This window comes from Shewanella sp. 1180_01 (genome assembly GCF_052850535.1).
Genome location: NZ_VXCT01000018.1, coordinates 70,214 through 82,109, shown reverse-complemented (window position 1 = coordinate 82,109; position 11,896 = coordinate 70,214). Strand labels below are relative to the sequence as shown.

Below are 11,896 nucleotides of genomic sequence, written 5' to 3'. Positions count from 1 at the left end.
AACCGCCAGCGCATTAGCTGAAAATATTGCAGTGGACCAGCAATGGATTTTGGCTACATGATAAACGACTCGAGCAAAATACCTTTAGCTGGCTGGGGATACACCCGCTCAAGATCGCCGAACTCGAATATTCGTGTTCGGTGATTTCACTATTGCTCCGCTAGACCGTATAATTAGCCTCGTTTCAGCATTGCGCATCTGCATATCCTAGGAGATTTTGTTTGGCTCATACCTATATACCTTTAGAAACTTACCGCCGTAAGTGGATTTTCAACCACAAAGACTTGCCTGTCACTGACGAGGACAAGGCGCATATCCTGCCGTTAACAGATAAAAGTGCGATGGAAATCTGGAATCAATGGATCAGCAACAAGAGTAATCGTGCGGAGCAATTTACTAAGGGAGACTGGGCGGCGAAGGCTGATGCTTGGGTGGAAACAGATCATTGGCAGAGTGCTTGGGATAGTGAAGATAGCTGTTTACCCGACATGTTAGCCGAGTTCATTCAATGGCCCGATGAGACAACCGTCTATTTTTGCTATGAAAAATATCAGATTATTGAAACTCGTTGGGATGTGTTCGTCCGTAATTGGAAGTGTTTTCTCTTCTTCGACGACGGTCCAATTTTGATCTCACCAAAACAGAAACAAGCTGTGATGTTCGAACAGAGTGGTCAGTACAAGCTAGGCACTCGCGGATAATTTTCACGCAGAGAGTTTAACGCGGATGATTTGCCGCCGATAGTTTTACGTCAATACTTTTACGCGATAAGTCATCTTGTTGGCATGCTCATACTTAATGATGAGTATGCCATATTTAACCATTTTCGAATGATGCTTTGGCACAATTAGCCTATCTCTCCCCTCTTCTTTAGATTAACATCCATTTTCGGTGTCGAGTATTTGAGAAGTTGGGGTCAACTTTCTGCTGTAAATACTCATAAAAATCTGCTTTATACCAATCGTATTAAATATCTGTTCATTCAGAGGGAGTTCAACGCGCTTTAGACAAGGCGAAGGCTTGAAGGCATAGTGGTGCTCTGTCGAAAGCCTTGAACGCAGTATAAAGCGCGTTGCCATGCCGTTAACATCAGCCGCCCTTCGGGAGCCTCACAGGCATCCGACTCCGGTGTTGCATTGACTTAAAAGGGAATAACCATTTCTACGTCAATGCGCCTTGGATTAGGATGCCTGTGAGGCTCTGAACTGATTAGATATTTATTGTGATTGGTATGAAACCCAATAATTAAAATAGAAAATGAGGTGTATTATGAAGTTACTCTCCACTCTTACCCTAGCCAGCGCGCTGTTATTACCCCACACATTAATGGCCAAAGAAGTATCAGGTCTGCAAGTCGCCGATACTGTGACGTTAGATAGCCAAGCATTACAGCTTAATGGCGCGGGCGTTCGCAGTAAGTTCTTTATGGATTTATATGTGGGCAGTCTGTATTTACCAGCGGCCTTGAATAGCACGGCAGCGGTTATCGATGCTCCGATTGCGGCAATCCGCCTTAACATTACCTCTGGCATGATCACCTCAGAAAAAATGCGCGATGCGATCACCGAAGGTTTTGAGCACGCGACCGCAGAAAACACCACCGATATTCAACCGCAAATCGATGCATTTATGGCGCTGTTTAACGAAGAAATTAAAGAAGGTGACCAATTTACCTTAGTCGCCAATAAAGCCCGCGGCGTGACGGCCTATAAAAATGGTCAGGAACAAGCCACCATCGAAGGTGAAATGTTCCGTCAAGCACTGTTAAAAATTTGGCTAGGTGACAAGCCAGCCCAGAAAAGCCTCAAAGAGGCCATGCTAGGCAAATAACTGACATTAACGTTAGAATTTGAATTCGATATCCAAGGCCGCAGCGCCTTGGCTATCCATATCAAGCGCAGCTTGGTCGGTCACTTCTAACTCACCATCAAAGTAATAACCGGCGTAAAGATTCACTGTTAATGCTGGAGTTGCCTGCCAACCGCCACGTAAATAACTCACCCATTCGTTCGTTTCTACCACAGTGTCATCGTCTTCGATAAGGAATCGCTCAGTACGACGCGAACTACCAAAGCCGACATTCCAATCGGAATTAAATCGATAACTCAGCTCTAATCCTGCAGGACCACTAAAACCAGCTTGGAAAGGATTGGCGAGTGCCCAATGTTCATCTATCTGCCAGCGCATGGCGAGATATGGCACAGTGCGAACTTCATCGATATCATTAAGATACGCGACGCCAAAGCCAATCATATTCCCCGAATCAAATGCATACATTGCAGACGCCACAATACCGTAACTCTGGGCTTCGCTGACCGATGCAGTATCGGCGTAAGCATATTGGATCTGCGGCGCTAAAAAGAAGGCCCAATGTTTATCCATGCGATAATTTAACGACACTCCGGCACGGTAACGATTGATATGATCCCAATTCTGCCCGTCGGTACCAAAAAGCGGGGCGACATTGTTAGCGCCAGTGAGGGTGATATTGCGCCAATCATAATCCAGCCTGTCGTAACCCACACGAAAGCCCAAAGACCATTGCTGATTTAACGGAACATTCATCCCTGCACTCAGTAATAAACTGTCCCTTTGTAGCTCAGTATTACCATTGGCAACCTCGGCACTCTGGGTGCTGATCTGCGCGACACTTAATCTAAAAGGCTTGTATTCCTGCGAAGGTTTATCCGCTGCAATAGCGGCACAACTCATTAACGGCAACAGTAATACAGCGCTTTTCAGCAGGCGCAGTTTTGCGCTCGATGGTGAGAGTTCTCGATTAGCCACATCAGCTCCTTGCATTTAAAATGATTAACAGATTTTTTTGCGCATAATACGCGCTATCAAGCTAAAAGGTTCATGCTTTCAATATTCAGATACAAAATGATACTTTTATATTGTGCAAGTTTTATTAAACCCGATGCGCCTTCAGGAACATGTCTGCACAACCCAAAATATACTCATTTCTATCGTCAACGAGTTCATCGGCTGCCAAGCCCAATTCTAATTTGAGTTTTAGCTCACCAAACAACATTAAACATAAACGCACCGCACTATGGTGCGCATTACCGAAGTGATATTGCCCTAGGGCTTCTACTGACACTAAATAATCCGCTAATAATCCCACTATATGTTTCGGGCCCGCGTCGAAGAACAACTGCGACACTTCGGGATGACTTTCGGATTGCGCCACACAGGCTTTGAATACCGTAATAGCTTCAGGGCTGACGATCATCTCCCCAAACTGCAGGGCAAACTGAGTTAATGCCGATTCAGGCTTAGTGGGATCGCTTAACAAATCATCATTAAGATCATGGCCGACACACTTAGATTCGATTGCAGCAACAAATAATTCATCTTTGCTGCCGTAGTGGGAATAGACGGTTTGTTTCGACACGCCCGCAAGCTTGGCAACCTCATCCATACTGGTATGGGGAAACCCTTGACGACAAAATAAATCAATAGCAGCTACAAGCACTTGCTGACGTTTTTGTTCGCTACGGCTCAGAGGTAACTGCGTCTCAGAGGAATGCGTCATATCGACTCTCGAATAGATAGACATAATAAATTGGCATTAGTTAAGCACAAAATAGACTAGACAGTCTAGTTTCGCACAACTAGACTAGCAAGTCTAGTTACATTGTATTAACGTTTAACTTACAGCGGAAGCACTTAAAATGGATCGAACTGCCCGACGTTCTTGGCGCACTATCAGCGTCTGCGTGTTTGCTTTAGTCACATTATCCGCCTGTCAAAAGGAAGTCACTGAACACGCCACGACAACCGTACTGCCCACAGTCACGAGCCAAGCGTTGATCCTGACCCCAAGCTATCAGCACGAGCAGACCTTCACGGGGACTATCCGTGCGGGCAACACAACTGGCGTCGGCTTTGAACTGGCAGGAAAGTTAAACGAACTACAGGCCGATTCCGGCATCAAAGTGAAGCAAGGTCAAATACTGGCCATCCTCGATACCCGACTACTCGAAGCCGAGCGCCAGGAAATCCAAGCGAGTCTGGCGCAAACCCAAGCCGATGTTGATCTGGCCACCAGCACTCTAAAACGTAATCAAGAATTGAAAAAATCGGGTTATGTCTCTGAGCAGCTATTAGATGAAAACCGCTCACAATTAAATAGCTTAGCCGCGGCAAAAAACCGCCTACTTGCCTCACAGCATGCCAATCAACTTAAGCTCGATAAATCCATCTTAGTGGCGCCTTTCGACGGCACCATCAGCCAAAGACTGCATAACTTGGGCGAAGTGGTTACTGCGGGTAGCCCCATTTTCACCTTAGTGGGCAATATCAATCCTGAAGCCTACATTGGCGTACCTGTCGCGTTAGCGGAGCAGTTTCACGCCGGACAGAAAGTACAAGTCAGCGTGCAAGACCAAACCTTTACCGCCGAAATTGCCGGTATCAGCGCCGAAGTGAATCCCATCAGTCGCACCCTACAACTAAGGATCAGCCTGCCCCAAGATGCCCGTGTGATTAACGGTGAAATTGCGTATCTGCATCAACAGCAGCAAATTGAGCAAGCTGGGTATTGGGTACCAATTTCAGCGCTAACGGATGGCATTCGCGGATTATGGAATCTGTATGTCATCGCAAAGGATGAACAGCAATCCATCATAGAGCGACGAGATGTGGAAATTCTCTACACCACCCAAGACATGGCCTACATTCAAGGCGCGATTCAGCCCAATGAAATCTATGTCAGCCAAGGACTCCATAAGCTGGTCGTAGGCCAAGCTGTGTCTCCTATTGCCGCAGCCACGAGGTAGTTATGATTAAAGCCTTTGTTGAAAATGGCCGCTTAGTCAGCCTCGTTATTGCACTATTACTGGTCGCGGGCTTTGGCGCTATCTCGAGTCTGCCGCGCACTGAAGATCCACACATAACTAACCGTTTCGCCTCTGTGATCACCCCGTACCCCGGTGCTTCGGCTGAGCGGGTCGAAGCATTAGTCACTGAAGTGCTCGAAAATCAGCTCAGACGCTTAGAAGAAATCAAGCTGATCCAATCGACCTCTCGGCCGGGGATTTCAGTCATACAGTTAGAATTAAAAGACACAGTCATGGAGACAGATCCCGTGTGGTCTCGGGCGCGGGATTTATTAGCCGATGCGAAAATCAATCTGCCCGAGGGCATACCATCCCCGACACTCGATGATCAAATTGGTTATGCCTACACCGCCATTTTAAGCTTAGTGTGGAATAGCAATACGCCCGTTCGAGTCGATATGCTCAACCGCTACGCGAAGGAATTACAGAGCAAGCTCAGGCTGCTGTCGGGCACGGATTTTGTCAAACTCTACGGCGCACCGACCGAAGAAATGCTAGTGCAGCTTGACGGCAACAAGATGAGCCAGTTACAACTCACTCCCGCTTCCATCGCCCATATTCTCAGCGGCGCCGACAGTAAAATTGCTGCGGGTGAAATCAACAATCGTGAGTTTCGCGCCTTAGTCGAAGTCTCGGGCGAACTCGACTCATTAACACGCATTCGCCAAGTGCCACTCAAAATTGATAACCAAGGCCAAATTATTCGCCTTGGGGATATTGCCCTTGTCACTCGCCAAGCCAAAACGCCCGCGGACAGCATAGCCTTAGTCGATGGTGAACAAGGCGTTTTTGTCGCCGCGCGCATGCTTAACAATAGCCGTGTCGATCTCTGGCAAGCACAAGTGAATAGCGTCGTCGATGAACTTAATCGCGAAGTGCCCGCCAATATCCAGATCCAATGGCTATTCGAGCAAAACAGTTACACCAGTGATCGCCTTGGCGGACTCGTGGTAAACCTGCTGCAAGGGTTTGTGATCATCTTGCTGGTATTGCTACTCACCCTAGGACTACGAAACGCCATCATAGTGGCGATTTCATTGCCCCTTACAGCACTATTTACCTTGGCCTGCATGAAATATATCGGCCTGCCCATACATCAAATGTCGGTGACTGGCCTCGTCGTCGCCCTTGGGATCATGGTGGATAATGCGATTGTGATTGTTGATGCCATCTCACAACGGCGTCAACAAGGGATGAGCCGCCTAGCCGCAGTGAGTGAAACCATACACCATCTTTGGCTGCCCTTAGCAGGTTCAACGATTACCACGATTTTAGCCTTTGCGCCCATAGTACTGATGCCCGGTGCCGCTGGTGAGTTTGTCGGTGGCATTGCTATGTCAGTGATGTTTGCGCTGCTCGGCTCTTACCTGATTTCCCACACGATAATTGCGGGACTCGCGGGACGATTTAGCCATGAAGGCAAACATGATGCCTGGTATCAACACGGGATCAACCTCCCACTGGTGAGCCAATATTTTCAAGCGAGCCTCAGAATCGCCCTTAAACGCCCTATTCTCAGTGCGCTGCTTATCGGCATTACGCCAGTATTAGGTTTTTACGCCTCGGGCAAGATGACAGAGCAATTCTTTCCGCCATCGGATAGGGACATGTTCCAAATTGAAGTCTATCTTGCGCCCCATGTGAGTTTAGAAAACACCTTGAATCAAGTGCAGCTGATGGATAAAAAGCTCCATATCGTCAATGGGATAACCCAAGTCGATTGGGTGGTGGGCGGCAATACGCCCTCATTTTATTACAATTTGACGCAACGCCAACAAGGCGCGACTAACTATGCACAGGCCATGGTGAAAGTGACCGACTTTGAACGTGCCAATGAGCTGATCCCCGAATTACAACAGCAGTTCGACAGTGCTTTCCCCGAGGCACAAGTGCTAGTACGAAAACTCGAGCAAGGTCCGCCCTTTAATGCGCCGGTAGAATTGATGATCTTCGGTCCAAATCTCGATACGTTGCGTTCGCTGGGCGACGAAGTCCGCAATATCCTCGCGCAAACGCCGGACGTACTCCATACCCGAGCAACCTTAAGTGCCGGTGCGCCTAAGCTGTGGCTGCAAGTGAATGAAGATGCCAGCTTAATGAGTGGTTTAAGTCTGACGGATATTGCCAAGCAGATCCAAATGTCGACCACGGGCGTTATCGGGGGCAGCGTACTTGAGCAAACGGAGTCATTACCCGTTCGAGTTCGACTCGGTGATGGCACTCGCGAACAAGTCACCCGCCTTTCAGAAATTCAATTAGTGACCCCTTCGGGTGAGTCAGTCGCGCTAGCTGCCCTCGCCCACAACGAAGTGCAAGTGAGCCGCGGCGCCATTCCAAGACGTAACGGCCAAAGGGTGAATACCATAGAAGCCTATATTGTCAGTGGTGTGTTACCCGCCCAAGTGCTTAACGATGTCAAAGATAAAGTGGCTCAACTCGCGCTACCATCGGGATATCGCATTGAAATCGGCGGTGAAAGCGCGAAACGTAACGAAGCGGTCGGCAATTTACTGTCCAATGTGATGTTAGTCGTCACCTTGCTATTGGCCACTGTGGTGTTGTCGTTCAACTCCTTTAGGCTCACGGCCATCATTTTGTTGAGCGCGATACAATCAGCCGGGCTTGGCCTATTAGCCGTGTTTGTGTTCGGCTATCCCTTTGGATTCCCTGTCATCATAGGTTTGCTAGGCTTGATGGGACTGGCCATTAACGCTGCCATAGTGATCTTGGCCGAACTTGAGGATATGCCGAGTGCCAGACTCGGCGATATGGAAACCATAGTCTCAACCGTCAGCAGTTGTGGTCGCCATATCAGCTCGACAACCATCACCACAGTGGGCGGATTTATCCCACTTATCATTGCTGGCGGCGGATTTTGGCCTCCCTTTGCCATTGCTATCGCGGGCGGCACGCTGCTGACGACTTTGCTCTCTCTGGTTTGGGTACCGACTATGTATTTACTGTTGATGAAAACCCGTAAGGCGAACAATCAGTCCGCCATTCCAGCTTAAATCGCATCGTGGACTAGGTATTGATACAGTTTATCTTTGAGGTTTAACCGCTCTAATTTTAACGCTAAAAAGTGCTCATCGGCGGTGGGCACTTTAGTCAACTCCAGTGCCCTAATTTTATTATCGAGCTCATGGTAACGACTGACCATAGTCGCAAAGGCGCTATTATTGACTTTTAGATGCTTAATTTGATCGACAAAATCAGGAAACTCATAAACTAACGCATGATTCTCACCTAGCATATACACTTCCCCTATAATGGTTCTGACTCAATGAACTCCATTCACCTTAAGCAGCTTAGTCCATGCCATCACAATACGGCCAGTTAGCAGGACTTTTTATCTGCCGACATGTCTGTGGAATGAATTCATTAACTCAAGTCTAAAACTGGTAAAATATCAAAGAATTGACTATACAATTGCTTAAATACTAGACCCATATCAAGACCATGGAGTGAGACTTAGGCTACATTGATGTAACCGTTACCTATAGGATCGTACGATGAATTATAAAAATTGGCCTATTGCAAAACAAATAGGTGCCCTCGCGTTTATTCTCACACTCACCATTTTCGGCATACTCAGTACCGTTTCCTACAAAGCCGCTTCAAATGTATTAGAAGATAAAGGCATGAGTGCCATGAAGTCCGAAATGCGAGCCGTTTCAGACATGTTAGAACTGCAATACGATAGCCTTTTGCAGCTTGCAAGGCGCAACGCCGATGTGTTTAAGGAAATGTATCCAGGGCAATTTAGTAAACCAAATAAAACCGTCAATGTGATGGGAGTCAGCTCCCCCGCCCTCATGCACGAACAAGAACAAATTAACTCCTCAAAAAGTAAAGTCGATCGTTTTGCTAACCTGACAGGCGGCACGGCAACGGTATTCGTGCGTGATGGCGATGATTTTATGCGGGTGTCGACCTCACTCAAAAAAGCCGATGGTAGCCGTGCACTAGGCACCTTCCTCGGCAAAACGCATCCAGGCTATCAAGCGCTGATAAGCGGCCAAGAATACGAAGGCTACGCCAAACTCTTCGGCAAAGACTATATGACAGTCTATCGACCAGTTAAGGACGTCCAAGGCCAAGTCATTGGTATCTTATATATTGGCTTTGACATCACCAGCTCGTTAAAACAATTACAAGACGCAGTAAACAGACTCACCCTAGAAGAAAGCGGTCATTTTCTGTTAGTGCGTAAAGCGGACAATGTACTTGTCGCGCATCCTAAATTTAATGCGGGCGACGTTATCACCGAAAGTATGCTCGATGGGTTAAGTGTGGCTGAGGCCACGAAAGATGATTCTGAGTACAGTTATATCAATAGTAAAAATGAGCCTATGTTTGCCTATAGCCAAACCGTAACCGGCTGGAATTGGATGTTGGTAGGCCAAGTTAAGGCGAGTGAGCTCAATGAAGAAAGTATGCAGTTACTCACTATCAACGCTATCGTTGCCCTCACAGGGATTGCGCTGATCACGGCACTGCTTTCAGTAGTATTAATCCGTGCACTTAAACCGTTACATGCCCTACAAGTGCATATGGAAAGGCTAGGGAGTGGCGATTTTAGTCATCACTTAGCGCCATCGGAACCACAGAGTCAAAACGAAGTTGATCGCATCACCACCAGCGTATCGACCATGTCCTCAGAGTTAAGGCAGTTAATCATTGCCCTGCAGGATTCGGTGATGAGTTTAGAGCAGCAGGCTTCTAAGGCACAAAGTATCGCCAAACAGAATGGCGAAGAAGCTCAGGCCTTAATGCTACAGACGGATCAAATTGCTACTGCCATTGAAGAAATGTCGACCTCTATCCGTGATGTGGCGAATCATGCCCAAGACGGCGCAGTTCAGAGTCAACAAGTTGATGCCGCAGCCAAAGAAGGCCAAGATCAACAAGTTAAAGTAGTGCAAGATTTACTCAAGCTCAGTGAACAGCTCAGTAACAGTCATCAGTCGGTTGAAAAAGTCAGTCACGAAAGTGAAGCCATCAGTAAAGTCACTGAAGTGATTAACAGCATTGCCGAGCAGACAAACTTACTGGCACTCAATGCGGCGATTGAAGCAGCGCGCGCAGGCGATCAAGGTCGAGGTTTTGCGGTCGTTGCCGATGAGGTGAGAATCTTAGCTCAGCGTACCCAATCATCCATTTTAGAAATTGGCCAAACCATTGGAAAGCTGCAAACCCAAGTGAAAAGCACTACAGAGCAAATGGGTCAGAGTCATCAATTAGGCATGGAATCCGCAGCACAGGGCGAATCAACCGGCGAGCAGCTCAAGGAAATCACCCGCCGGATTGGTGAACTCGCCATTAGTTCACGCAATATCGCCTCCGCCACTGAGCAGCAAAGCAGTGTTGCAGAGGAAATCACCCACAATTTGCATCAGATCAGTGAACTAGCAAATGAGGGCGAGCACCGTGCCACTGAAACCGTACATTCAGCCAATGAACTGTCTTCCTTAGCCGCGGCTTTAAAACGCCAAATAAGCCAGTTTAAGGCCTAATTAGACTAGCGCGACGGGTTCACTAGCTCAAATTTTTAATGAGTTGTTTATCAAATGCCACCCACACTGGGTGGCATTTTTTATGGCCGCGATTTCAACAGTTTTGGGGCATCATTCAAGAAAGCGACTTGAGGAGATAGTTATTGAGGATAGCTATTTTAAAAAAGCCCAACACAGGCTAAACCTTGCCTCACCCAGCAAATAAATCCCAATAAAAAGCCCCGCAAGTGCGAGGTTTTTTAAATCGAGTTTAGACGTTACTCGGCATCATCTGCCGGTCTGTCCATGTTCTCAGTATTCTCAAGCCAAAGGGCATTGATAATCCCGAAAGAACAGGCCAACAAAACCCCTAATATCCACGTAAAATACCACATAGCAGATGCTCCTTAATGCCTAATAGAGTGAGGCTTTGTTATCTTCAATATGCTTACGGCCGATACGACCAAACATTTTAAAGTAAGTCCAGACAGTGTAGCTCAACACTATGGGTACGAAAATCGCAGCTGCAGCAGTCATAACACCTAAGGTCATTTTACTGGCTGTTGCATCCCACATAGTCAAACTGACGTTAGGGTCTAGTGACGATGGCATGACGAATGGGAACATAGCCGCACCGCAAGTCAAAATCACCATAGCCACAGTCAGTGAGCTGAATAGGAACGCAAAACCTGAACGGTTAAAGCGGCTCACCAGAATCACTAACAACGGCAATACCACACCTAAGATAGGGAACAGCATAGTGATGGGGTATTTGTCATAGTTGGCAAGCCAAGCACCCGCTTCAATCGCCACTGTTTTCATTGCTGGGTTAGACACCGCATTATGGTCAAGGACAGATGTCACTACATAACCATCGATACCATTGGCTAACCACACGCCCGCAGCGGCAAACAACACAGCCACTAACAGGGCGAAGAATTGTGTCGCTTTCGCAGCACGCACTCGCAGCTCGCTATCTGTCTTCATTTGTAGCCAAGAAGCGCCTTGCATCATAAACATGCTCACGCTCACAAGACCTGCCAGTAGACCAAAAGGATTCAACAGACCGAATAGACCGCCGTGGTAAGTCGCACGTAGGAACTCGTCGAATTCAAACGGTACGCCTTGTAACAAGTTGCCAAAGGCTACACCTATGATCAGTGGAGGTACAAAACCGCCGGCAAACAAGGCCCAATCCCATGACTTACGCCACTTTGGATTTTCGATTTTAGAACGGTAATCGAATCCGACTGGACGCATGTAGAGGGCAAACAGCACTAACATCATGGCGACATAGAAGCCAGAGAAAGACACTGCATACACCATAGGCCAAGCAGCAAATAACGCACCGCCCGCTGTGATTAACCACACTTGGTTGCCGTCCCAATGGGGAGCAATAGTGTTGACCATGATACGGCGTTCAGTATCGTCTTTGCCTATGATTGGCAGTAACGCACCGACACCCATGTCAAAACCGTCAGTAACCGCAAATCCGATGAACAGTACGCCGATCAGAGCCCACCAGATAACTCTTAATATTTCATAATCAAACATAAT

The 11,896-nt window shown here is 47.5% G+C and carries 12 protein-coding genes; 6 read left to right on the top strand and 6 right to left on the bottom strand.

What is annotated here, in order from left to right; genetic code table 11:
* Positions 1–26 precede the first annotated feature (26 nt).
* On the top strand, positions 27–164 hold the full coding sequence (locus tag FW758_RS11690) for a hypothetical protein (RefSeq protein WP_446445467.1): 138 nt from the start codon (positions 27–29) through the stop codon (positions 162–164).
* Positions 165–221: 57 nt separating this feature from the next.
* Positions 222–701, top strand: coding sequence for a DUF2947 domain-containing protein (locus FW758_RS11685; RefSeq protein WP_446445466.1), 480 nt, complete (start codon positions 222–224; stop codon positions 699–701).
* A 174-nt stretch (positions 702–875) separates the two neighbouring features.
* Here the strand turns inward: FW758_RS11685 and FW758_RS11680 are convergent, their stop codons facing one another.
* Complete coding sequence (locus FW758_RS11680; RefSeq protein ID WP_446445465.1) at positions 876–1,079, bottom strand: hypothetical protein; 204 nt, start codon at positions 1,077–1,079, stop codon at positions 876–878.
* Positions 1,080–1,269: 190 nt separating this feature from the next.
* Here FW758_RS11680 and FW758_RS11675 point away from each other — a divergent pair, with 190 nt between their 5' ends.
* On the top strand, positions 1,270–1,830 hold the full coding sequence (locus FW758_RS11675) for a chalcone isomerase family protein (protein WP_446445464.1): 561 nt from the start codon (positions 1,270–1,272) through the stop codon (positions 1,828–1,830).
* Between the two features lie 12 nt (positions 1,831–1,842).
* Here FW758_RS11675 and FW758_RS11670 read toward each other — a convergent pair whose 3' ends face one another.
* Entirely contained in the window at positions 1,843–2,787 is a 945-nt protein-coding gene (locus FW758_RS11670) for a DUF6268 family outer membrane beta-barrel protein (RefSeq protein ID WP_446445463.1), read from the bottom strand.
* A gap of 124 nt (positions 2,788–2,911) precedes the next feature.
* Positions 2,912–3,538 (bottom strand): TetR/AcrR family transcriptional regulator, encoded by a 627-nt coding sequence (locus tag FW758_RS11665; RefSeq protein ID WP_263201371.1) that lies wholly within the window; start codon positions 3,536–3,538, stop codon positions 2,912–2,914.
* A gap of 139 nt (positions 3,539–3,677) precedes the next feature.
* Between FW758_RS11665 and FW758_RS11660 the strand changes: the two genes are divergently transcribed.
* Together FW758_RS11660 and FW758_RS11655 are read left to right on the top strand one after the other, a co-directional pair.
* A complete protein-coding gene (locus tag FW758_RS11660) occupies positions 3,678–4,784 on the top strand; it encodes an efflux RND transporter periplasmic adaptor subunit (protein ID WP_259213079.1) in 1,107 nt (368 codons plus the stop codon).
* A gap of 2 nt (positions 4,785–4,786) precedes the next feature.
* Positions 4,787–7,855: an efflux RND transporter permease subunit gene (locus FW758_RS11655; protein ID WP_446445462.1), complete on the top strand. Its 3,069-nt coding sequence runs from the start codon at positions 4,787–4,789 to the stop codon at positions 7,853–7,855.
* Here the strand turns inward: FW758_RS11655 and FW758_RS11650 are convergent.
* The gene (locus FW758_RS11650; protein ID WP_446445461.1) at positions 7,852–8,097 is read right to left on the bottom strand and encodes a YdcH family protein; all 246 of its coding nucleotides are present in this window, start codon (positions 8,095–8,097) and stop codon (positions 7,852–7,854) included. The two genes, FW758_RS11655 and FW758_RS11650, sit on opposite strands and share 4 nt — an antisense overlap.
* Positions 8,098–8,356: 259 nt before the next feature.
* On the opposite strand from FW758_RS11650, the gene FW758_RS11645 reads away from it, so the two are divergent.
* Positions 8,357–10,360 carry a methyl-accepting chemotaxis protein gene (locus FW758_RS11645; RefSeq protein ID WP_446445460.1) on the top strand — a complete coding sequence of 668 codons (2,004 nt, stop codon included), beginning with the start codon at positions 8,357–8,359 and terminating at the stop codon, positions 10,358–10,360.
* Positions 10,361–10,617: 257 nt separating this feature from the next.
* Here FW758_RS11645 and cydX read toward each other — a convergent pair whose 3' ends face one another.
* Together cydX and cydB are read right to left on the bottom strand one after the other, a co-directional pair.
* Positions 10,618–10,734: a cytochrome bd-I oxidase subunit CydX gene (gene cydX, locus FW758_RS11640; RefSeq protein ID WP_446445459.1), complete on the bottom strand. Its 117-nt coding sequence runs from the start codon at positions 10,732–10,734 to the stop codon at positions 10,618–10,620.
* 19 nt (positions 10,735–10,753) lie between these two features.
* A complete protein-coding gene (cydB, locus tag FW758_RS11635) occupies positions 10,754–11,893 on the bottom strand; it encodes a cytochrome d ubiquinol oxidase subunit II (protein WP_006082470.1) in 1,140 nt (379 codons plus the stop codon).
* Between the last annotated feature and the right edge of the window lie 3 nt (positions 11,894–11,896).